Source organism: Nostoc sp., from assembly GCF_036919895.1.
Classification (GTDB): Bacteria; Cyanobacteriota; Cyanobacteriia; order Cyanobacteriales; family Nostocaceae; genus Nostoc.
On record NZ_JBALBW010000085.1, the window covers coordinates 45699 to 67586 of the forward strand.

Consider the following 21888-nt stretch of genomic DNA (forward strand, 5'->3'; position numbering starts at 1 on the left):
ATTATCGCCTTCTCAAGAATTAAATCTAGCTCCGCGCAGTTGTAAATCTTGACGTTGTAGTTGAGTTAAACCAGTACCTACGCCAAAGTGACACTTATCTACTAAAGTCTCCAACAAAATAGTCTCATTCAAAGTTGCACCTTGTAAATCTGCATTTCTCAAATCAGCTTTCATGAAATTTGCGAATAATAGGTCTGCATTAACTAAACTACTGCCTTGCAGATTTGCTCCAGACAAATCTCCTCGGATAAAGTTTACTCCATCTAAAATTAAATCAGATAAATCTGCTCCTATTAGATTAGGAAACTTTAGCTGACTTGGATATTTAAAAAACCTCATCATACAGATTATATTTGCTTCATTTAGGCGGATTTTAGTTAAAAAATCATAACGAGCGATGCCCAGTTGCTTAAGAATTTGTAGACGCTGTGGGGAACCTTGTTCTAAAAACTCGATGGCTGTATGGCGTAGATATTGAGTTGGATTTAGCATGATTGTCAGATTGTCGCTATCCTTATGCTAGTTAAAAGTTTAACCTTAATACAAGAACCCCGACTTCTCAAAGAAATCGGGGTTCTAATAGATAATTTATTACCTAGCGTCCTGCTAACAATGCTTTCGTAGCAGATTCGCCTACTAATCTTACCTGCCTTGTTAACTTGAAATTCAACAACGCTAAAACACTCAACTGAGCGAGGAATGCCATAAAAATTGTTGTTGCACTAGCGTATTCTATAGCTACCCAAGGAAAAGTTGAAAATAACCAGACAGTAGGATATGCCGATGAGGAGATACCGAGAAGTCCTAGAATCAGCGATGGTAGAAACATCGCTGTACCTAAAGTTCCAATTGCCCAGAAAGAACGTTTAGGAGTTTTTAGCAAAAGTATTAATTGGGCGATGGTAGCATAAATCAACATTAAGCTAACAGATAAAGCCAGGGCTAAAAGTAATTTAAACTTGTCAAAATTGTCACCCGCCCAATGACTATGGACTGTATCAAGAACAGATGTAAGTGAAATCCAGACTAGCCAAGGGATACTAACAATTGCCAAATTAATAGCGATCGCCACGATTGCAGGGCTTTTTTCAGCAAAAATTAGATCCTGCCAAACACTCTTGCGACTAGAAAATTCCTGATGTCGATATCTTGCCCAATCTTGTACGGCTTGACGGTGAGGGGAAAGAATCGCAATAAAACTAAAAAGCGATATGAAGTTGTATATTCCCACCAAGGTCAAACTTTGCTCAATTTGTTGATCGACATTGGTAATTTGCTCCCAATTTTGCAAGATAAATCCCCACATCATCATCTGGGAAAAAGCTATAAATAGATAACTTTGTCCCTTGTTGATCGTTGAGGCTTGAGGATTGCGGAAGCAACGTTTAAGAGCTTGGAAAATACCGTAAATACACAATCCAAAATTCAATAGATGGAAGCCAATAAGACTAACAAAATTTCTTCCTAATGGTAAATAGAAAAACTCTAAGTTTTTCAGGGGAGAACCATTATTTAAATGTAAAAAGTTAGGAAAGAGATAATTCGTTGTCTCCACAGGGTTAAACAGTGTAAACCAAGCAACTGAATTGTTTGAATTGTAGCTATAAGATGGTGCCATTAAGATTGGCATCATTAAGAAAATGAAAACTGCACCACTACCTATCCAAGGCTGAAAACCGCCAAATTTATTACTAACTAAACCAAAAAGCAGTGCAGCACTGGAGAAGAAAACACAGCTTGCAGCAAGAATAGCGTAGTAACTAAAAATGGAAGTAAAAGCAATTTGGGCAGAATAACCAGCCCATAAATGTAAAGGAACTGAAACTAGGATTACGAGATAAATTAAACTCGGTGCTCCTAGCAATTTGCCAGTCAATATATTTGTTTCTGATTGGGGACTGAGACGGATAAAATTCAGCGTACCGCGAGTTTCTTCTTTGGCTAAATCATTGATTATTAAATAAGTTCCTGCAACTAATAGTGTAAATACAAAAATTACACTAAACGTCAGGAATATATATTCCCAGTGATCTCGCCACCACAACTGCCAATCGATTTCGTTTTGCGGACAAATATTATTTAAGGTTAAATCATTGTACTCAGCAATTCTAGATTGATCTGATTGCTGTAAAGCCTGATTTTGTCGCTGTTGATATGATTGACTCAAACGACAGTATGTGTCGGTTAGCCAGTATTTATCATCAGGGAACTCGCGGAACTGATATAAAAAGACTACCAGTTGCAGTAGTAAAGATGTTGCAACTGCGATCGCAATATTAAAAAATTTCAGCCTTCCTTTGAGTTCGCGCAAGAGTTGCGGATTCCAATCGCCGATTTTGTCTATTAAATTGGGCATCATAGGAAAACAATCTCCAAAAATGGGGAGTTATATTTATTGACGAATTAAGATGCTTGTTTGTGACCTAATTTTAAGAAAATAGTTTCTAAGTCTTCTTGAGTGCAGTGAAAATCAGTCAAGGGAATCCCTGCTTTGATTAGCGATCGCAACAACTCAGCACTATCTTCTTCTTTACCGGAAAAATTCACCCTCACGCTATTTTTTCCTGATATCACCTCCCACTCTTCTACTAAATGATGATGTTTCAGTTCCCTTAAAAGTGCCTCTAGGTTCCCCAGAGTTGATATGACAATTTGCTGATGGGAAAGACGTTGATAAAGGTGTTGTAACGAGGTACTTTCTACCAAGAAGCCAAGTTCCATAATTCCTACAGATGTACATAGTTCAGCTAAATCGCTGAGAACATGGGAGGAAATAATTACAGTCATCCCAGCTTCTTGCAAAGCCTTGATGACTTCACGGAAGTGCATCCTAGCGATGGGGTCAAGCCCAGAAACTGGCTCATCTAGTAGTAGTAAAATCGGTTCGTGGATAATGGTTCGCGCTAAACTTAAGCGCTGTTTCATCCCCCGCGACAGAGTAGAAATCTGACTGTGGCGTTTATTACCAAGTTGGATGAGTTCTAAAACTTCATGTAGGCGTTGAGTGCGGCGTGGTTCTCGCAAGCGGTAAAGACGCGCAAAATAATCTAGATAGTCCCAGACTGTAAGATCCTCATATAACGGGTAGTCATCGGGTAAGTAGCCTAGACGACCCTTAAGCTTGGGATTACTCTTGTCACGGAGTAGGCGATCGCCATTAATATAAATCTCACCCGTAGTTGGTTCCTCAGCAGTTGCCAACATACGGATGAGAGTTGTTTTACCCGCGCCATTGGGCCCAATCAGTCCATATACTTCCCCCGCCTGGATTTCTAAATCAACATCATTGACAGCAACGTGCCGGTCAAATTGCTTAGTGAGTCCACGGGTGCAAATTGCTAATTCTTTTACCATCGCTGCTGGAGTGCGGCTTGTGATTAACACTTAACGTAACCTTTTTCTATAGCTTTTGTCAGGCTGGTTTCAGAAATTGAAACTGACTCTCACGAAATTGGCTACATAAAAAAGTAGGTAAGGCATACGCCCTACCTACTTATTAATTCTTATTGTGCTATTTAGGAAATTTTTGCAAATGCAATCTTGAGTTTTTACTCTAATATCAAGTTATTTCTGATAGTGGTGGGATGACATTATTAATTGCATGAGCAGATGAACCGCTAACTGCATAACGGTATTCAGGAATTGGATATCCAGCTTCACTAAAGGTTTCGCGGATAGCTTTATTGGTGTCGAAGTAAACCTGCCAGTAGTGGTCATTATTGCAATAGGGACGGACTGCTAGTACAGGCCCTGCAAAGTTGAAATCCTGAATTTCTACATCTGGTGCTGGATTTTGGAGGACATTAGGGATTTGGCTAATTTTCGCTTTTAAAAGTGCGATCGCTTCGTTATGTTTCACTTCATGATGGAGTTGAGCCACCAGATCAACGCGACGGTAAGGATTGGCAGAATAATTCTGAATATTGTCAGCAAAGATTTTATTATTGGCAACAATCGTCAATACGTTATCAGGTGTATTAATACTAGTTGTGAACAGTCCAAGTTCTGTAACAGTGCCTGTGACACCTGCTGTAGTGATGAAATCACCAACTTTAAATGGTCGAAAAACGATTAAAAATGCTCCGGCTGCAAAGTTGGCCAATAGTCCCCCCCAGGCTGCACCAATTGCAATGCCGGCTCCTGCTAGCAATGCAGCGAAGGAAGTTGTTTCAACTCCAAAGAAGCCGAGAATTGCCACAACTAGAACAATTCTCAGTGTGACACCAATGATATTCACAAGATAGTTAACAAGTGTCGGGTCAACGTGTTGACCTCGGAAAGCACGTCGTACTAGCTTCAATCCAAAGTCAATCAAGCGTTGAGCAATCAGCCATAGAGCGATCGCACCTAAAATTTTCAGCCCAAACAGAGTTAAAAGTTGACTAGCAATTAGGCTAATTTGTTTGAAATCCATAATTTTTTATGTCTATGAATTATTAAACACAATAAACATACAATAAATTAAATAAAAATTTCCTATAAATAGTTTTTTTTAATTTTTGGTGTGCTGTGTGTGCAGCAAGTAGCAAAGTGTTCTTGGAGGATGTCTCAACAATTTTGGGCGAATATAAAAGCTTTATTGTGGCGTAGATATATTATTGCCAGCCCTAAATTTGCATTAATTTAACTTGAATTAGCTAACAGTGCCTTATTTGGCGAGTCGCGACACATCTGTTAAAGGTGATTTAGGAATGGCTCATAAGCGGTAATTTTATCTGGAACGTCGAGCCTTTGCCCTCATTACTCATCAGATGGATGTGACCGCCGTGAGCTTGGACAATTTATTGAGCGATCGCGAATCCTAATCCAAATCCGCCACTTTCTCTTGCATGTTCTGTGTCAACCCGGTAAAAGCGATCAAAAATATAAGATAAATCTGCTTCTGGAATTCCAATTCCAGTATCAATGACTTGAATTACAATAATGCATTGAAGTAATTTGATTTTTGAAAAAGATTACGAGATAATACGGATAAGATTAAAAGTATAAGAGCAGACAATGATAAAACAGCATCTACAAACGGTAACACTACCAAAAGGAGTGACAACTGCGATCGCTGAGTTATAGCTTCTTTAAAACTGCATTTGTTAATGTGCATTGTCAAGTAAGTTCTAAAGCTGTGAAAGATTCTCGCCAAAATGCGACAGCCTACACATGGAAGTGAATTTAGAAGAAACGTTTCTCCTACGCCCTTTTGGTTGTAAAACAATTTCCCATTTGCCGACAGCATCAGAAGATAAGCAATAATCGAGTAAAATTCAGATTCAGGGGTTGCGGCATGAGGTACAACGCAGACGATACAGCCAACAAACACTTCGGTTCAGGTGCTAACGAACTCAAAGAGAAAGCTTCTCGAAATCAAGTGATCACGGCTCCACTACCAGACGCGATTGCAAAAAATATTGAAGCGATTATTTCACTTCATACCCAGGAAGTTCGAGATATTCCCGCCCACCAACGCATACTAGAAGCGATCGCTACATTCTTTGGGCGATCGACATTTCTGTATAGTTTGCTAGTCATACTAGCTTTGTGGATTTTTGGCAGTTTTTTTCAGCGCCTTTTACCATTTCATATAACCGCGTTTAGCTGGTCGAATCAAGGCTTAGACGCTGCTGCATTGGTAATTTCAACTGGAGTATTGGTGCGACAAACTCGCCAAGAAAACTTTGCCGAACAGAGGGCGCAACTGATGCTACAGCTTAACTTGCTCTCCGAGCAAAAAATTGCCAAGATTATTGCTCTATTAGAAGAACTCCGTACCGATTTGCCTGATGTGCTAAATCGCCATGATTCGGAAGCTCAATTGATGCAGGAACCGGCTGACCCAATCGCGGTATTAGAAGCACTCCAGAAAAACTTGGCTCAAGAACTATCATCTACAGAAGAAAACAATATGAGTTGATCGCAGTTTTTTAGTAGATTTTTTTCTATTTAGAAACATCAAACAAAACTTCAAGTATAATTTTTGTGTCGGCAATAACAATTCATCGTAATATTTGACCAGAGGGATACAGATGGCTCAACTGAATGGCGTAATGATGCAGTACTTCCATTGGTATATCCCTCCAGATGGCAATCTTTGGAATGAGTTTAAAGAGAAAGTCAAAGAGTTAGCTGATGCAGGTGTTACATCTGTTTGGTTGCCCCCAGCTTACAAAGGAACAGGGGGTGGCTACGATGTCGGCTACGGGGTCTACGATATGTACGATCTAGGCGAATTTGACCAAAAAGGCTCGGTTCGCACAAAGTACGGCACAAAAGACGAGTATATCGCTGCTGTCAAGGCGGCAAAAGCTGCTGGCATTCGAGTATATGCGGATGTTGTCCTCAACCACAAGTTAGGTGCAGACCAAGAAGAAGAGGTGGAAGCAACGCCCTATAGTCCAGACGATCGCAACCAAGCGATCGGTGAGATGCAAAAGATTAAAGTGTGGACTCACTTTACCTTCCCAGGTCGCAAGGGCAAATACTCCGATATGGAATGGCACTGGTGGCACTTCGACGCAGTTGATTACAACGTTTACAACGAAGGTGAGAACGCAGTTTATCTATTCAAAGATAAACAATTTGACGACAACGTTGACCTAGAAAAAGGCGCTTTCGACTATCTCATGGGATGCGATCTGGATATGCAGAGTCCAGAAGTTCGGGAGGAGTTGAATCGCTGGGGTGAGTGGTTTGTAGAAACCACTAATATAGATGGCTTTCGTTTTGATGCCGTTAAACACGTTAGAGCCGGCTTTTTCCCAGAATGGCTGCAACACTGTCGCCAAAAGGCAGGTCGCGATCTCTTTGCCGTCGGTGAGTATTGGTCTTATGAAATTGAAGCGCTACACAATTTCATAAGCGTCACCGGTGGTGATGTGATGTTGTTCGATGCGCCATTGCACTATAACTTTAGCGCTGCCAGCACACAAGGCAATGACTACGACATGCGGCAGATATTTGATAACACCTTGGTGCAACAGCAACCCGCTTTAGCCGTCACCTTAGTTGACAATCATGATTCTCAACCTTTGCAGTCATTGGAGTCTGTAGTAGAAGCCTGGTTTAAACCGTTGGCTTATGCGTTGATCCTCCTGCGAAGTGATGGTTATCCCTGTATCTTCTATGCTGATTACTATGGTGCTAATTACAAAGATAAGGGCCCAGATGGCAATGAGTATGAGATTTGGCTCGATAGTCATCAATGGATAATTGATAAATTTTTGCACGCCCGTCAAACCTATGCCTATGGCGACCAATACGATTATTTCGATCACGCTAATACAATCGGCTGGACACGCTTAGGAGACGAAGAACATCCTGGCGGGATGGCGGTTGTTCTGAGTAATGGGGGAGAGGGGACTAAGTGGATGGAAGTTGGGCAACCCAACAGCACTTACATTGATATCACTGAACATTTCAGCGAACCCATCACAACAAATGATGAGGGCTGGGCTGATTTTCGATGCAATGCTGGTTCTGTTTCTGTGTGGGTTCTACAGTCTTAGTCTGGGTTTTAGTAGCATTCATGCAGAAAGTTAGGCGCTTGACAAACTTTGCCTAAAAGAGAACTTAGGTAGTACCAAGCGCACTAGCTTTTATAGGGTGGGTTACTCCAGAGCATCTTCGCGATTTCCGTCTTCAATTGGGTAGTAATTTTTGGATGTTTCAATAGATACTTAAAACTACAGGCAATCAAGCCTTAGCTCGCACGATGGCGATTAATGGGTTGGTAGCAGCAGATATCTTTTATCTGTTAAGCATTACCCAGCTTTTACCATCTCTAGTTGCCAGAATCCAAGGTAAACACACACCCGTAGCCTATGCACCTGCGATCGGAATTGTGGCTGTAGGGATTTTACAATGTCTGTTCAGCCAGTGGAACATGATGAATCAAGTATTTAACACGCCAGATAATTACGTTAGAGCCGTACCCTAATAGATTAAAAATTCCATCGGTACATTTTGCTAGGTATGATATTTAATCTGTAAGCATTTACCCAGTAAAACTAGCTATGACCCAGAACTACCGCATTACTCTACTCCCCGGCGATGGCATTGGCCCTGAAATTATGGCAGTGGCGGTAGATGTGCTGAAAGTCGTAGGGAAGCAATTCGATCTGAAGTTTGAATTCCAAGAAGCTCTCATCGGTGGTGCAGCAATTGACGCTACAGGGGAACCCTTACCATCTGCCACTCTAGAGGCTTGTCGTAACAGTGATGCTGTGTTGCTTGCTGCGATTGGTGGTTATAAGTGGGATTCCCTGCCATCTAATTTACGCCCAGAAGCAGGTTTGTTAGGGCTACGGGCAGGTTTGGGATTATTTGCCAATTTGCGCCCAGCGAAAATTTTGCCCCAGCTAATTGATGCCTCGACTTTGAAACGCGAAGTTGTCGAAGGCGTGGATATTATGGTGGTGCGCGAACTCACTGGTGGGATTTACTTCGGTAAACCTAAAGGGATTTTTGCCACAGAAACTGGTGAAAAACGCGGTGTAAATACAATGGTTTACACCGAATCGGAAATTGAACGCATTGGGCGGGTAGCTTTTGAGGCGGCAAAAAAACGCGGTGGAAAACTTTGTTCGGTAGATAAGGCAAACGTACTAGAAGTATCTCAGTTGTGGCGCGATCGCATCACCCAACTTAGTACGGAATATCCAGATATCGAACTCTCTCATTTATATGTAGATAATGCTGCTATGCAGTTAGTACGCGCTCCTAAGCAGTTCGACACCATAGTTACAGGCAATTTGTTTGGCGATATTCTCTCTGATGCTGCTGCCATGCTCACAGGTAGTATTGGGATGTTACCCTCAGCTAGTTTGGGGGCTTCTGGGCCTGGTGTGTTTGAGCCAGTTCACGGTTCCGCCCCAGATATCGCTGGACAGGATAAGGCAAATCCTTTAGCACAGGTTTTGAGTGCAGCGATGATGTTACGTTACGGCTTAGACCAACCAAAAGCAGCAGATCGCATCGAACAAGCCGTATTACAAGTTTTAGAACAAGGCGATCGCACAGGGGATATAATTTCTCCAGGAAAAAACCTCCTGGGTTGCCGCGCTATGGGAGACTCACTCATTAAAGCTATTGAACAAAAATAATTTTTTAGAGCAAACTAGGCAATTTGGCAACCTTTGCTATAAGTTTCGGGTAGACTAAAGTGAAATCTAGCAATCAAATAACAGTCGATAGTGTACGCATTACGACAAGGACAAGTAAATTTTACTGCCCCAAAGAACCAATCGCCTTTGATTGATCCTGCTGTAATCAGAGCTGCTGGGCAGATATACTATACTCACTGTGAAGTCCACCCCGAAATCGCGGGACAACCTTCCGGTGTAGCAATTAATCGTGTGACTCATCGAGGTAAGGTTATTTTTACTAACCAACCAGTTCTTTTACCTCAAGAGTGTTTTGTACCCTTAAGTCAAATTGAATCACACATGTATTAGTCATTGGTCATTGGTCACTGGTCATTTCATTAGTCATTAGTCATTGGTCATTAGTTCTCGACAAAGGACAAATGACACAGGACTAATGACAAAAGACAAAAGATAAACGACAAATGACACAGGACTAATGACAAAGGACAAATGACTGTATGGACATTTTGTTCGCTATTCCAGCGAGTGTAATGGTCTTTGCTTTGGGTACATCTATTGGTAGTTTTCTCAATGTTATTGTTTATCGGCTACCTGCTGGGTTGTCAATTCTTTGGCCACCTTCTCGTTGTCCTAAATGCTTAAATCAGCTAAAAGCCTACGACAATGTACCAGTTTTCGGCTGGATTTCATTAAAAGGGCGGTGTCGATATTGCAAAAGCAAAATTTCTGTCCGTTATCCCGTGGTAGAAGGGGTGACGGGCATAATTTTTTTGCTGGTTTTTTTAGTATTTCAAGTTTCTACTTTAACAATAGGCTATTGGGCTTTTTGTAGTTGGTTATTGGCACTATCGCTTATCGACCTAGATACAATGACCTTACCTAATCCACTTACTCAGTCGGGTTTAATGGTAGGAATTTTATTCCAAATGGTGGTTGGTTATCTACCAGAGGGTAGTTCTGTGGCATTGGTAAATCATCTTATGATGGCGATAGTCAGTGCAGTATTAGGTTTATGGTTATTTGATGCGATCGCCCTACTGGGTTCAGTTGCCTTTGGTAAAACTGCAATGGGTGCGGGTGATGCCAAGTTAGCAGCCATGATGGGAGCCTGGTTAGGGTGGAAATATTTGCTCTTAGCTACTTTTATCGCCTGTGCGCTGGGAGCCTTAATTGGTAGTGCTGTTATTATGCGTAGACGCAAATTCGCAAGTAAAGAGACATCGAGACAAAAATTAGGACAAAAGATGCCTTTTGGCCCTTTTCTCGCGTTAGGATCTATGATTACCATATTTAGCGGTGAAGCCATTTTGTCTAGCTACCTGCGGTTATTTTTTCCAGCATCTTGAATCGGAGTTGGGGATGATGGAGATGGGGGTGTAAGCAATGCCCCATACCCAATAACCTTTCATAAGAAATATTTATAATTCGTGACTGTAACCAACATTACCCCATCTGCCCTTCATATTTTGATAATATTCTGCTTGTGACTTGTATTACCCTCTTAACAACGATTAACCGTTGGCAAGCACAACTAGTACAACAGATGCTGCTTATTCAGAACACTAGCGATGCGAATCATTGATTTGAGTGGGAGGGGAGAGCATCTTATTTGGAGGTTGGTATTCTCATAGCTTTGTCAGTACGTCCATATAATTAAGTCTGCTGAAAAAAAGAGCAGGAGACTTGTATTGGCACAAGTATTTTCGTTAAGCTGGCAACCAAAGATGATAATTAAGGTCTGAATTGCTTAAAAGCGTAGTTTGACGATGTAGTAATTAGTGAGCCAGTACGGTCTTGGGGTTTCCCCCATGAGTAACTGGCGTTCGCCCTAGGCGTGCCGGAGGCATCACCCGAAGGGTCATTAAGTAAAAACAAATAACTGATGACTAAAGATAACCCAATACGGTTTGACATGTTTTTGACCTCATACCCACTTAAAATAAAATAAAAAATGGCTAACAACGAAGAATCACGTGGTTTAAAGTCTCTATTTGATTGGTTTGCAAATCGGCGGAAATCAGGATCTACCAGCCTCGAACGCCAAGAACGTGAAATTGCTGATGGTCTATGGCATAAATGTTCTAAATGTGGAGTGTTGGCATACACAAAAGACCTGAAGGCCAATCAGATGGTTTGTATCGAATGTGGTCATCACAATCGAGTAGATAGCGATGAACGCATCCGTCAATTAATAGATAGCAATACCTGGAAACCTCTAGACGAGCATTTGCGTCCAACCGATCCGCTAGAATTTCGCGATCGCAAACTCTACAGCGATCGCCTGCGGGAAACACAAGATAAAATTGGCTTAATAGACGCGGTTCACACTGGTTTAGGTCAAATCAATAGTTTGCCCATTGCCCTTGGGGTTATGGACTTCCGCTTCATGGGTGGTAGCATGGGTTCGGTTGTGGGAGAAAAACTCACCCGGATGATTGAGCAAGCCACTCAACGACGATATCCTGTTGTTATCGTCTGCACCTCCGGCGGCGCAAGAATGCAAGAAGGAATGCTTTCTCTAATGCAGATGGCGAAAATTTCCGCAGCCCTACAGCGCCATAAAGACGCGCGACTATTATATATTCCCGTTTTGACCAATCCCACAACGGGCGGCGTTACCGCTAGTTTTGCAATGTTGGGCGATATCATTTTGGCAGAACCCAAAGCAACGATTGGTTTTGCCGGTCGGCGAGTGATTGAGCAAACCCTGCGGGAAAAACTCCCCGAAAATTTTCAGACTGCTGAAGATTTGCTCCTGCATGGTTTTGTTGATGATATCGTACCCCGTACCCAATTAAAGAACACCCTAACCCAGCTGATTGCTCTACACCAGCCTGTACTAACAACACCTCACATGGTGTTGTGGGAAACAATGTCTTTAACTTCTACCGCCGCAGAATAGAACATGGGGAATAGGGAATGGGGAATGGGGAATGAGGAAAGACTTGTTGCAAGTTCTCACTCCAGTCACTTTGTCCCCTTGTCTCCCCTGCTCCCTCACCTTCCCGACTCTTTGACAAAAACCAGTGGAACAACTGCTGCTAGTCGGAGTATACCAGAGAGGGCGAATAACCCTAGTAAGCCTCCAAACTGAGCAAATTGAATAATGAGGCTGCCTAGTGTTTTACACACGTTCTATAAATTTGCCTTCGATACTTTTTCAATTTGCCCAGTAAAGTATGCTTCTTTATGTTTGAGTTGTTGCGCTAGTTCCAACCCTTGTTTAAAAGCTGTTAATGCTTGAGGAAAATCTTTGCGTTCTATATACAATTGCCCAATTTGGTCATAAGCTTGCATCATCCCGTAAAAGTTAGCGGCTTGCGCCTCTGTCTGCACAAGAATTTGGCTAGCCTGCAAAGCCTCGTCTATTTGTCCTTGAGAACGGTACAGCGCAATTAACTTTTGCAAAGCGTCACCAGCTGGAACGTACTCCTTTAATTGCCAAGCAGTGGTATAAGCCTCTTGATAATTTTTAAAGGCTTCTAGCAGTAAGTTAGGATCTTTCTTTGCTAAAGATTCGTAATCTGAAGCGATCGCTAGCTTTAACTCTGGTATTTTAGTAAGATTATTTTCACTAACGTAAATTTCTAGTAGTTTATTAAGTACATTCAATGACTGCTGCGGTTGTTGTGTCTGCTCATAAATGTAAGCCAGCCGTTGCAGATATGTTATTTCATTTACACGTTCGCCTTGGGAAGTAGCTAAACCCAACAATTCTTCGTAGACTGGGGCGGCTTTGGGATAATCAAACCAACTTAAATGTAGTTCCCCAATTGTCTTAAGCATTTCTACTAGCGCTGTTGTATCTTTTTGCTGCCGCACCACTAACAAAACTTGGTCGTAAGCTTCTACAGCTAGTTTAATCGATCGCACATTTTGGTAAGCTTGAGCTAGCGATCGCCACAATTCTAGATCGACTTGGGCAGTTTTTTTCTGAGATTCTGCCTGTTTTTCAATGGCTTGCAATCGCTGCAAAATATATTGTACTTCTTCTTTATTGTTTTGCTTCCAAGCGATCGCCCCAACTCGCGATAGTGCTTGCACTTCTGCTAATGAACCTAAAAAGCGCCGCAAGCGAAGTTCTCGGTTCCAAATTTCAAACGCCACCACAGGCTCCCCTGCTTGCAGTTTCGCTGCTGCTTCTTGGTTTAAGGCATCTAGCGCTGGTTCTAAGTTTTGCTGTTCTTGGAGAGTTAACGGCTGTTTATCCTTGGGCAAACGGGGTAGCAATGGGTCGGGTGTGGTAATTTCTAGGGGACTGGGAGGAAATTTATCCGGTACTTTCGGTTTTTTACTCTCTGCCAGGGTCAAGGAACTACTAAAGACTATAGCGGCAGTCACAATCACAATTAAACGCTTGAGCATGGGAAACTTACCTGGACTTGAGTTAGTTACATGAGGTAATCATCCTCATGCCCTATTATTTTTACTCTCTTTTTCTGCTCTGGCTCTTTCCTGTGTCAAACTATCAATAGCATCACCCAAAGCAGTAGTTAGGCTATCACGGGTTTGAGCGTGGCTATCCTGCTCAGTTTTCAAAGCTTGCAAGAGGCGATCGCGTTCTTTGATCGCGGCGATGAGTTTAGCTTGCAAATCCTCTACAGATTTTAGTTGTTCTATCTCTTGTTGGATCGCTGTTACTGGTGTCTCAGCAGCCAGTGTCTCGACCTCAAAACCTCGGAGTTTATGTAAGTCTGCCTTGAGGGATGCGATCGCCTGTTGCGATAGTTGGGCATCTGTGCGGCGTTGTTCTGCTTCTGTGTTGTAAAGCTGTCGCCATTTTTGGGCACTTTCCCAAGCCGCATCGCGATCGCCCTGAAGTCCCGCCATCTGCTCTCTGAGTACCTGGATTTCTGTCAACCACTGTTGTGTTAAGTCTTGATTCATAAATAAATAGTCATTTGTTATTTGTCATTAGTCATTAGTTATTCTTTCTCCCCCTGCTCCCGACTCGGTATTCTTTCGGTAAAGAGATAAATGCGATCGCTACACAAAATTTGGCACAGTAGTTAAGAAACCTAACCAGTTTTAACTCTAAATTATGCCAAAGCCTCGTTTTTTTCGCTTCTTTCGCCATCTCAATTGGCGCACGCTCAAAAAAACTTTTGCCAGGACAATGGAAAGACGGCTTTTGGGACTTGCCTCGGAAATCGCCTTCAATGCCATGTTATCGCTGTTTCCAGCAATTATTGCTCTGATCGCAGCCATTGGCTTATTGGCAGAATCTTTGCAAGCCACTTTTAAACAACTAGCGCTTCAACTCAGTCAAATCTTACCTGACGAAGCCTTAATTCTGATCCGTGATTTTGCCACCACAGAAATTACCAACTCCAAAAATAGCGGTTTATTTTCTCTGAGCTTTGTTTTAGCAATTTGGACTGCCTCTGGGGCGGTGAGTACCGCGATGACAGCCCTCGACCAAATCCATCAAATTCCTTCAGAAAAGATGCGCCCCTTTTGGAAAGCCAAGCTTGTCTCTCTCGGATTAACAGTCGGTACTATGTTACTTTTAGTGCTTGCTTCTCTTTTAGTGTTCACCAGCGACTGGATTTTGGAAATGGTAGTCCGGGAAAATGGTTCCTTGATTTTCTTATTACATCTTTGGAAGCTATTACGCTGGCCATTAGCCTTAAGTATTGTTGCTGTTGCCTTTGGCTTTGTCTATCGTTATGGGCCAAGCGCGTGGAACTCAGGTACGCCAATGATGCCTGGAGCAATTTTAGCAGCTGTTTTTTGGGCAATATTATCTGCCCTATTTCGGCTTTATGTGGCAAATTTTGGGAATTATAATAAAGTGTATGGTGCTGTAGGAGCCGTGATAGTTTTAATGCTCTGGCTGTCAATGAGCGCTGCTGTTCTGTTAATCGGCGATCAGTTGAATGTGACAGTTGGTGAAGATATGCGCTCAAAAGCGCAGTCACAATTTAATGAAAATATTAGTTTGTAAATCCTTGAGAAAACTTTTGACAAACCTCAGTAGGGGAGTAAAATGTCTAACGATTCATTCAATATAAATAAGCGATCGCCTTCATGCCGGATTCTTCTCCTCGGTTTTCGATGATTGAGCCTGATGCCAAAGCACCCACCCTGAAGCGCCTGCGTCAGTTAAGTCGGCTGCTAGATAACATTGTTACTATTCCTGGTACTAAGATTGGTTTTGGTCTAGATCCAATCTTAGGACTTATACCTATTGGTGGTGATTTTTTGGGAGTCATGTTTTCTAGCTACATCATCCTAGAAGCAGCGCGGCTGGGTGTATCTAGAGCTACTTTAGGCAAAATGGTTTTCAATGTGATTGTTGATGGCTTGGTAGGTACTGTTCCCGTTTTGGGAGACTTTTTTGATTTTGCCTGGAGAGCTAACACTAATAATATCAAGCTATTGGAAGAATACTTAAAGTTTCCGAGCGAGCAAAAGAGTGCAGATAGGTTGTTTATCGTTGCCCTTTTGGTTGGATTGTTACTGATATCCATAGTTTTAGTAGCATTACCAGTGATTCTAATTAGAATGCTGTGGAACGCCTTAACAGGTGGTTAAATTATTTATTGATAATGGAATGAAAGATTGGTGGCAAGCTACTTTTCCTAAAGGGCGGCAAAGTCTAATTATTACTGATGCTCAAGGGTATCCTGTACAAATTTCCTATGGTGAAAAAGGTAGAGGTAAACCGCTAATCTTATTACATGGCATGGGTAGTTGGAGCTATAATTGGCGACACAGTGTAGCAGGGTTATCTAAACATTTCCGGGTAATTTGCTTTGATGCCAAAGGTTTTGGTTTTTCAGAAAAACCATCGTCTCGTAGAGAACACAACAGTCATCAAATTCTTGAGTTTAAAAGAATTATTCAGGCATTATGTGATGAACCCGTAGTGATTGTGGCTGAATCTCTGGGGGGATTAGTTGCCCTTGCCCTTGCTCAAGAAAATCCGCAGTTAATCGGACAGCTTATAGTCGTAAACGTACCTGTTTTTACCAAACATTTACCCCATTGGGCTATGTCGTTACTTGCCCAAACTCCTCTAGAAATAATCCAAACAATTGACACCTTACGTCTGGCATATTTGTTTGCACCTCTATTGAGAGAAATTATGGCAAGAGAAAGACGTGGGGTATTATTTGATCCGTCCATTTTGACACAGGAAGATGTCTATTGGATTACTTACCCGTTTATTGAATTTCCTGGTGCGATCGCTAAAGTTGCTGAAGAGTTACAAATAGCAGCACGAGAAATTGATAATTGGCAAGCAAATAAACCAAATATGCTTACCCAAATCCAAAATAATCTGAGTGCAATTCAGTGTCCTACACTAGTTTTGTGGGGGGATCGAGATAGTTGGTTTCCTGTTAGTCATGGTGAAAAATTACATCAGCATCTCCCCAATTCCAAATTAAAAATTTTGTCTAACTGCTATCATGATGCATCAACAGGTGCTTTTGAGCAGGTGAATGCAGCGATTCTCGAATTTTTACGGGATACGGAATGCTCCTAAGAGTGAGAGGTGGAGCTTATTTTATTTCAGCTAACTGAATTCTGTTTCGATAAAAAGAGAGTGGGAGGAAGCATATCAGTCAGCTTTCAAACTCCCACTCTGCCATTTGCTACTGAAGTGAACAGGAATGTATACAGACGTTGCCCGTTATTTTGAGGCTAATGCGTACTTCAACAACAACGCCTATACGCATTTTATATTCCTGTTGCAGCAAATGCCAAACCTGATTATTAATATTTATCTGATGATAAAAATCCTCTACAAATAATTAGTAGAGATAGGTTTTTTGTAAATCACTTAGTTAGTATTAGCTCAAAGAAATTTACTTGCGTGGTAGTCCCTGACAAAAAACCTTTGAAGTCGTTTATCTCCGTTCAATTTAACTTGGTTAATCGGAGTCTGGTTGCCATTTTGGCAGCTTTTTAAATTTTCTAACGGGACTCGCTTGACATCTTCCCCCGTTTATAAAATGGGGGATTCTAAGCTCACACAGCAATTGCAGTCTCGGACTGTCTAACATCACCTAACTTAATAGTCGATGCCCCGACTATATAACAGCCCTCTGTCGGAGACCATGTTCGCGTTCGCCAGTTAGCTTTAATTACGCCGACCTACTTAGTCAACAACTCTCAATAAATAGTTAATTATGCTAGAAACAACAGCTAGCACAATTGAACCTAACAAAGCAGGTAAAAAACCCTGAATCTCAAAACCATAACCAGGAGTTAAAGCACTTGCCAACCAAAGAGTTAAAGCGTTGATTACCAATGTAAATAAACCAAAGGTGAGCAAGGTAATCGGAAAAGTTAAAATCTGCAAAATTGGTCTAATAAATGCATTAACTAGACCAATAACAAGGGTAGCGACTAAGGCGACCACAAAATTCTTGATAAAAAATCCCGGAACAATATTAGCAGTTAGAAATAACGCTACCGCAGTACCTAGCCAAGTTAATAAAAAGTGTTGCATAAGTTTTTTTAGAGGAATTAACAGTAAGTTTAATTAATTTCACTGTTGACAGTTGTGATCTGTAACACTATCAGGTGTTCTTGTGATTGACTCCTAAAGTTCCCATCATCTCTTCTTAGTCCAAAAGCAATGTAATTTTCTGTCCTGACATAGAGATACTTTTAATCAGTCTATCTTTCTGACTTTTCACCTCATTGACAATAAACCCACGAACAACCTAATCCCCTAACCTCCTTCCCTTGTGGGGAAGGGGGAAAATTCAAAGTCTCTCTCCTCTTAGGAGAGAGACTTAGAGAAAGGTTTTCCAGATACCGTGAAAAGTTAGGTGTATCTTTATCGTATTGCAGGATGTACCGGATTAAATTCCTGAAGCGCAAAACCCCTATAGAAGTTCCTCAAAGTTGAAAAACCTCTATACCTTTGGGATTTGCAAAAAATAAGTTATTAGAACTTCAGAGCATCTTGCTCGCGTCTTTGGGTACAGGCAAAGGAAACGCTGGCGATACTAACGCCGTAAAAGAACCTCCCAGGTAGAGCCACCAACTACACCGTCAGGTTCTAAACCATAGCGCTTTTGTGCAGCTTTCACTGCTGCTTCGGTTGTCTCGCCAAAGTCGCCATCGGCATCACCTTTCAAGAAACCAAGCTTTTTCAGCTGTTGTTGCAACTTCACAACTTCAGAACCACGTAATCCTATACGCAAAATTGGCATTCCTTCGGAGGTGTATTGAATACCAGGGGTTCGCTTAGTAGTTGTGTTTGACTGACTTCCAGTAGTTGATGTAGTGGGATTCGGTTTTTTCTGTGTGCTTGAAGTTGTAGTTTTTCTTGGGGTAGCAGGTCTTGGCTCAGGGTTGCTTGCAACTTGGGTTACAGCTTTTTTGGGGGTAGTAGGTTTTGATGCTGGTCTAGTCGGAACTTGTGTTACGGCTTGTCTGGGGGGGTTAGGGCTGGGATTTGCAACGTTGGTGAGGTTGCTAGCCTGGGTTGGAACAGGAAAATTCGTAGCTGAGTTAAATCTTGGCTGCGATGAAGGAACAGTTGATGCTGCTACTGGTTGATTAGGGAAAAGTCTTTGCCAAGTGCTGGCATCAACAATGCCATCTGGGTTTAAGCCAGCTGCTTGTTTAAATCGGGAAACAGCACTAGCTGTATTTTCACTATATATACCATCTACTGCACCAGAATAAAAACCCAAAAGTTTTAGAGCTGCCTGAAGTTCAGATACGCGTTCGCCTTGGCTACCAACTTTGAGGTTAGGGCGGTTGATACTATTTCCAGGATTTACTTGGGCAATTTTTTGTGGTGCTGCTATTGATACTAAAGGCGTTGAGGCAATAAGTAGAGGCGTCGCGGAGAACAAGAATATTTGAATGGCTGATAAAGATTTAGACCTCTTTGGCCACCAACTTTTTTGCCGTTTTTCCATTCCACAGCGATTTACAGTGGGGTCTAGTAATTTTAAGTAACTCAAAATACTTGCTGTCAGGCTGCTTTGCATGGAATTTACTCCCAGAATATTCTCATGCTAATGGTACAGCCGCTTGGTCTAAAAAACAGCTGCTCTATTTACGATGTCTTGGATGGGCTATTTAAGCGATCGCACGGTTAATTGCTTCTTCTTGACCAACTAAAGACAAATAAGGTGATTTTAAATACTTACTTGCGGCAGCGATCGCATCTTTGGCACTCACGGCCGCAATCAATTCTTGAAACTTGGTATCAAAATCAATTCCTAAGCCCAAAATTTCATACCAGCCATATATCTGAGCAATTTGCCCGTTTGTTTGTTTACCCAAGGCGTACTGCCCCAGAATCTTATTTTTTGCAGCTTGGAGGGCGCTTTCCGATACTTCCTCGGTAGACAATAAATCTACTTCTGTACGTAGTCCCTCTAGGGCAATGCTGGTATTCTCTGGGGCTGTACCCATGTAAACCACAAATGAGGCTGGAAATAGCCTTGTAGAGTAAAAGGCGGATACTTCGTAAGCTAAACCGCGTTTTTCCCGCAGTTCGACAAACAAGCGACTAGAAAGCCCATTACCCAAGTAGGTACACAGCAACTTCAGGGCGGCGTAGTCAACAGAATTTACCGATGTTCCCAAATAACCAAGCATCACGATTGATTGTTGTGTCTGTACTGGCTTAACCTTTACCTGTGGTTCCACTTTAATTTCAGGTAAATTTAGTATTGGCAGTGCTTGGGCTGGCGCTTGCCAATCAGCAAAAACTTCTTCCACCAATGCTGTTGCATCTGTGGGTGTGACTCTACCAGCAATACTAATTACTACATTATCTGGACGGAAATAAGTTTGATGATACTCTACTAAATCAGCACGAGTTAAGCCGCTCATACTGGTTTCATCTCCTAGCACTGACATAGAGTAGGGATGATTTTGGTACATTACCTGCCGCATTTGTTCAAAGGCGACATTGAAAGGTTGCTCTTTTTGGGAACGAATATCTTGGAGTGCTAAACGCCGTTCTAGTTCCACTTGAGTTTCAGGAAAAGTTGGCGATCGCAAAATCCGCCCTGCCAATGCTAAAATTTCCGCAAAATCTGATGTTACCGTCTTGAAAGATAGCAAAAAATAATCAGTGCCAGCATCCGCACTCAAACTTGCGCCTACAGACTCGACTTTTTCCGCAATTTCTAAACTAGAAAGTCCATCACATCCCTTTGTCATCACTGCTGATAGCAAATGCGCCAACCCTGCTTGCTCCCGGTTTTCGTTACAACTACCGGCACGCACAAAGATCCGCGCTGCAATAATATCCGCAGCAGGGTTTTCTGCCGCCAGCACGACAATGCCATTATTCAATACGGTGCGATTTATAGGTGATTTTTGCAGCAAGGTTGTCATTTGTCCTTTGTCATTTGTCATTTGTCAGTTGTCCTTTGTCAAAAACTCATTCCCAATTCCCAATTCCCAATTCCCAATTCCCAATTCCCAATAACTAACAGGGTCTAAGTACAGTAACCGCATAATTCTGCGGTGAGAGATATTGTTTAGCTAATTTTTGCAGTTCTTGGGCATCAAAAGACTTAATCTGCTGGGGATATGTCACAGCTAATTCAGCTTGGGCAATGGTATTGTAATATCCATAAAGCCCTGTTAGCTGATTTGGCGTTTCAGTAGAAAATGCATACTCATTACATAGCAACCTGCGTGTACGAGCAAGTTCTTGTTCGTTAATTCCTCCAGTCTGCAAATCATCCAAATGAGCGCAAATCAAAGACTCAACTTCTTCCAGATTTTCTGGTTCCAACCAGGCAGTAATTGTAAATAAACTTGATTCCCGTTGTAGAGAAAAACTACTATAAATTCCTTGTACCAATTGCAAGTCTTCTCGCAAATCACGCACTAAACGCGAAGTCCGCCCTTCTGCCAATAACACTGACAATAAATCTAGACCATAGCTAGTGCGGATTTCTTCTACTCCTGGTACCAACCACGCCATCAACAATCGCGCTTGCTCTATGCGTGGTAAACACAGTTCTTGACGATGAATTCCTGATATTACTGGCTTTGGCACTTTCTCAAACTGCGGACAATTCGAGCGTTCGGCAAAATCACTAAATGAACGATTTACTAATTCCCAAGCTGGTTGCTGGGCTATACCCCCAGCAATTACCACCGTCATATTTTCCGGCTGATAGTGGGCATGATGAAAACAGCGCATTGCTTCTGGTGACTGCTGCATCAGTTCTTGCTCAGTACCCAACACCGAACGCCCGTAAGGGTGATGCGGATAGATGCTTTGAATTAGAGCTTGAAATCCTATCCAGTCGGAATCATCTTGACAAGAGCGAATTTCCTCTAGCACTACATCCCGTTCGCGGCTAAATTCGTCTTCTGGAATTGCCGCATTGAGCAGTAGTTCGCCCAAGTAGGGCAAAGTATCTTTTAAATAAGGGGCAGCTGTGGTGAGTGAATAATTAGCATAATCATAGCTTGTTGCCGCATTACTTACGCCACCCCAGTTTTCAACTTTGGAATCGAACATTCCAGGGGGAAGCGTTGCCGTACCTTTAAAAATCATGTGTTCTAAAAAGTGCGCCATCCCAAACCACGGCTTTGGCTCTAGGCTTGCTCCAGCACGCACCCAAACATCAGCCACAACTACAGGAGTAGTGGGAATCTCTTGATGAATAAAAGTTAAACCACTCTCTAGTCGGAAGACCGAGGCTGGAAATACGGTATTAGTTAGTTGTTTTAACAATTTTTGTAGCTTTAACCACAATTCAACGCAATTGTGTCATCTTAACTCTGAACGATACCTAATTTAGAATCAAGTTATACAGATTTTGGAGAATTGTGCTATTACTGT

Annotated in this window: 21 protein-coding genes and 1 pseudogene; 10 read left to right on the plus strand and 12 right to left on the minus strand. The window is 42.0% G+C overall.

Translation table 11 applies throughout. The annotated features are described in order from the left end of the window. Positions 1-12 precede the first annotated feature (12 nt). From V7K55_RS17120 to V7K55_RS17140, 5 genes and pseudogenes are all read right to left on the minus strand, one after another. The gene (locus V7K55_RS17120) at positions 13-492 is read right to left on the minus strand and encodes a pentapeptide repeat-containing protein (protein ID WP_334833325.1); all 480 of its coding nucleotides are present in this window, start codon (positions 490-492) and stop codon (positions 13-15) included. Positions 493-595: 103 nt separating this feature from the next. After that, entirely contained in the window at positions 596-2359 is a 1764-nt protein-coding gene (locus tag V7K55_RS17125; RefSeq protein WP_334833327.1) for an ABC transporter permease subunit, read from the minus strand. A gap of 44 nt (positions 2360-2403) precedes the next feature. Beyond that, positions 2404-3354, minus strand: coding sequence for an ABC transporter ATP-binding protein (locus V7K55_RS17130; protein WP_334833562.1), 951 nt, complete (start codon positions 3352-3354; stop codon positions 2404-2406). Between the two features lie 205 nt (positions 3355-3559). Next, positions 3560-4414 (minus strand): mechanosensitive ion channel family protein, encoded by an 855-nt coding sequence (locus tag V7K55_RS17135; RefSeq protein ID WP_334833330.1) that lies wholly within the window; start codon positions 4412-4414, stop codon positions 3560-3562. 271 nt (positions 4415-4685) lie between these two features. Further along, positions 4686-4919, minus strand: a pseudogene (locus V7K55_RS17140) (sensor histidine kinase); the annotation flags it as partial. A gap of 359 nt (positions 4920-5278) precedes the next feature. Between V7K55_RS17140 and V7K55_RS17145 the strand changes: the two are divergent. The 6 genes from V7K55_RS17145 to V7K55_RS17170 all read left to right on the plus strand — a co-directional run bounded on the left by V7K55_RS17145 (position 5279) and on the right by V7K55_RS17170 (position 10441). Continuing rightward, entirely contained in the window at positions 5279-5905 is a 627-nt protein-coding gene (locus V7K55_RS17145; protein ID WP_334833332.1) for a DUF1003 domain-containing protein, read from the plus strand. Between the two features lie 112 nt (positions 5906-6017). Continuing rightward, positions 6018-7496: an alpha-amylase gene (locus tag V7K55_RS17150; RefSeq protein WP_334833334.1), complete on the plus strand. Its 1479-nt coding sequence runs from the start codon at positions 6018-6020 to the stop codon at positions 7494-7496. Between the two features lie 206 nt (positions 7497-7702). Further along, positions 7703-7927 carry a hypothetical protein gene (locus V7K55_RS17155; protein ID WP_334833336.1) on the plus strand — a complete coding sequence of 75 codons (225 nt, stop codon included), beginning with the start codon at positions 7703-7705 and terminating at the stop codon, positions 7925-7927. Between the two features lie 76 nt (positions 7928-8003). Beyond that, a complete protein-coding gene (gene leuB / locus V7K55_RS17160) occupies positions 8004-9092 on the plus strand; it encodes a 3-isopropylmalate dehydrogenase (protein WP_334833338.1) in 1089 nt (362 codons plus the stop codon). A gap of 90 nt (positions 9093-9182) precedes the next feature. Beyond that, on the plus strand, positions 9183-9443 hold the full coding sequence (locus V7K55_RS17165) for a hypothetical protein (protein ID WP_104908437.1): 261 nt from the start codon (positions 9183-9185) through the stop codon (positions 9441-9443). A gap of 149 nt (positions 9444-9592) precedes the next feature. After that, a complete protein-coding gene (locus V7K55_RS17170) occupies positions 9593-10441 on the plus strand; it encodes a prepilin peptidase (protein WP_334833340.1) in 849 nt (282 codons plus the stop codon). 385 nt (positions 10442-10826) lie between these two features. On the opposite strand, the gene V7K55_RS17175 is transcribed toward V7K55_RS17170, so the two are convergent. Beyond that, positions 10827-11009 carry a hypothetical protein gene (locus V7K55_RS17175; RefSeq protein ID WP_334833342.1) on the minus strand — a complete coding sequence of 61 codons (183 nt, stop codon included), beginning with the start codon at positions 11007-11009 and terminating at the stop codon, positions 10827-10829. Positions 11010-11046: 37 nt separating this feature from the next. On the opposite strand from V7K55_RS17175, the gene accD reads away from it, so the two are divergent. After that, positions 11047-11997 (plus strand): acetyl-CoA carboxylase, carboxyltransferase subunit beta, encoded by a 951-nt coding sequence (accD, locus tag V7K55_RS17180; RefSeq protein WP_334833344.1) that lies wholly within the window; start codon positions 11047-11049, stop codon positions 11995-11997. A gap of 233 nt (positions 11998-12230) precedes the next feature. Here accD and V7K55_RS17185 read toward each other — a convergent pair whose 3' ends face one another. After that, positions 12231-13460 carry a tetratricopeptide repeat protein gene (locus V7K55_RS17185; RefSeq protein ID WP_334833346.1) on the minus strand — a complete coding sequence of 410 codons (1230 nt, stop codon included), beginning with the start codon at positions 13458-13460 and terminating at the stop codon, positions 12231-12233. A gap of 45 nt (positions 13461-13505) precedes the next feature. Beyond that, a complete protein-coding gene (locus tag V7K55_RS17190) occupies positions 13506-13982 on the minus strand; it encodes a hypothetical protein (RefSeq protein ID WP_334833349.1) in 477 nt (158 codons plus the stop codon). 154 nt (positions 13983-14136) lie between these two features. On the opposite strand from V7K55_RS17190, the gene V7K55_RS17195 reads away from it, so the two are divergent. The 3 genes from V7K55_RS17195 to V7K55_RS17205 all read left to right on the plus strand — a co-directional run bounded on the left by V7K55_RS17195 (position 14137) and on the right by V7K55_RS17205 (position 16587). Next, on the plus strand, positions 14137-15042 hold the full coding sequence (locus tag V7K55_RS17195) for a YihY/virulence factor BrkB family protein (protein WP_334833350.1): 906 nt from the start codon (positions 14137-14139) through the stop codon (positions 15040-15042). 83 nt (positions 15043-15125) lie between these two features. Next, positions 15126-15632, plus strand: a complete 507-nt coding sequence (locus tag V7K55_RS17200; protein ID WP_094329940.1) for a DUF4112 domain-containing protein — start codon at positions 15126-15128, stop codon at positions 15630-15632. Between the two features lie 19 nt (positions 15633-15651). Further along, a complete protein-coding gene (locus V7K55_RS17205; protein WP_334833353.1) occupies positions 15652-16587 on the plus strand; it encodes an alpha/beta fold hydrolase in 936 nt (311 codons plus the stop codon). Positions 16588-17202: 615 nt separating this feature from the next. On the opposite strand, the gene V7K55_RS17210 is transcribed toward V7K55_RS17205, so the two are convergent. From V7K55_RS17210 to V7K55_RS17225, 4 genes are all read right to left on the minus strand, one after another. Beyond that, positions 17203-17556, minus strand: a complete 354-nt coding sequence (locus V7K55_RS17210) for a phage holin family protein (protein WP_094329939.1) — start codon at positions 17554-17556, stop codon at positions 17203-17205. 505 nt (positions 17557-18061) lie between these two features. Next, positions 18062-19057, minus strand: coding sequence for a peptidoglycan-binding domain-containing protein (locus V7K55_RS17215; RefSeq protein WP_334833355.1), 996 nt, complete (start codon positions 19055-19057; stop codon positions 18062-18064). Positions 19058-19148: 91 nt separating this feature from the next. Continuing rightward, on the minus strand, positions 19149-20420 hold the full coding sequence (locus V7K55_RS17220; protein ID WP_334833564.1) for a M16 family metallopeptidase: 1272 nt from the start codon (positions 20418-20420) through the stop codon (positions 19149-19151). 94 nt (positions 20421-20514) lie between these two features. Beyond that, on the minus strand, positions 20515-21780 hold the full coding sequence (locus V7K55_RS17225; RefSeq protein ID WP_334833357.1) for a M16 family metallopeptidase: 1266 nt from the start codon (positions 21778-21780) through the stop codon (positions 20515-20517). Between the last annotated feature and the right edge of the window lie 108 nt (positions 21781-21888).

Excerpts from the sequence above, each read along its gene's own strand:
- V7K55_RS17120 (WP_334833325.1), bottom strand. The coding sequence starts at position 492 with ATGCTAAATCCAACTCAATATCTACGCCATACAGCCATCGAGTTTTTA.
- V7K55_RS17125 (WP_334833327.1), bottom strand. The coding sequence starts at position 2,359 with ATGATGCCCAATTTAATAGACAAAATCGGCGATTGGAATCCGCAACTC.
- V7K55_RS17130 (WP_334833562.1), bottom strand. The coding sequence starts at position 3,354 with ATGGTAAAAGAATTAGCAATTTGCACCCGTGGACTCACTAAGCAATTT.
- V7K55_RS17135 (WP_334833330.1), bottom strand. The coding sequence starts at position 4,414 with ATGGATTTCAAACAAATTAGCCTAATTGCTAGTCAACTTTTAACTCTG.
- V7K55_RS17145 (WP_334833332.1), top strand. The coding sequence starts at position 5,279 with ATGAGGTACAACGCAGACGATACAGCCAACAAACACTTCGGTTCAGGT.
- V7K55_RS17150 (WP_334833334.1), top strand. The coding sequence starts at position 6,018 with ATGGCTCAACTGAATGGCGTAATGATGCAGTACTTCCATTGGTATATC.
- V7K55_RS17155 (WP_334833336.1), top strand. The coding sequence starts at position 7,703 with ATGGCGATTAATGGGTTGGTAGCAGCAGATATCTTTTATCTGTTAAGC.
- leuB (WP_334833338.1), top strand. The coding sequence starts at position 8,004 with ATGACCCAGAACTACCGCATTACTCTACTCCCCGGCGATGGCATTGGC.
- V7K55_RS17170 (WP_334833340.1), top strand. The coding sequence starts at position 9,593 with ATGGACATTTTGTTCGCTATTCCAGCGAGTGTAATGGTCTTTGCTTTG.
- V7K55_RS17175 (WP_334833342.1), bottom strand. The coding sequence starts at position 11,009 with ATGTCAAACCGTATTGGGTTATCTTTAGTCATCAGTTATTTGTTTTTA.
- accD (WP_334833344.1), top strand. The coding sequence starts at position 11,047 with ATGGCTAACAACGAAGAATCACGTGGTTTAAAGTCTCTATTTGATTGG.
- V7K55_RS17185 (WP_334833346.1), bottom strand. The coding sequence starts at position 13,460 with ATGCTCAAGCGTTTAATTGTGATTGTGACTGCCGCTATAGTCTTTAGT.
- V7K55_RS17190 (WP_334833349.1), bottom strand. The coding sequence starts at position 13,982 with ATGAATCAAGACTTAACACAACAGTGGTTGACAGAAATCCAGGTACTC.
- V7K55_RS17195 (WP_334833350.1), top strand. The coding sequence starts at position 14,137 with ATGCCAAAGCCTCGTTTTTTTCGCTTCTTTCGCCATCTCAATTGGCGC.
- V7K55_RS17200 (WP_094329940.1), top strand. The coding sequence starts at position 15,126 with ATGCCGGATTCTTCTCCTCGGTTTTCGATGATTGAGCCTGATGCCAAA.
- V7K55_RS17205 (WP_334833353.1), top strand. The coding sequence starts at position 15,652 with ATGAAAGATTGGTGGCAAGCTACTTTTCCTAAAGGGCGGCAAAGTCTA.
- V7K55_RS17210 (WP_094329939.1), bottom strand. The coding sequence starts at position 17,556 with ATGCAACACTTTTTATTAACTTGGCTAGGTACTGCGGTAGCGTTATTT.
- V7K55_RS17215 (WP_334833355.1), bottom strand. The coding sequence starts at position 19,057 with ATGCAAAGCAGCCTGACAGCAAGTATTTTGAGTTACTTAAAATTACTA.
- V7K55_RS17220 (WP_334833564.1), bottom strand. The coding sequence starts at position 20,420 with ATGACAACCTTGCTGCAAAAATCACCTATAAATCGCACCGTATTGAAT.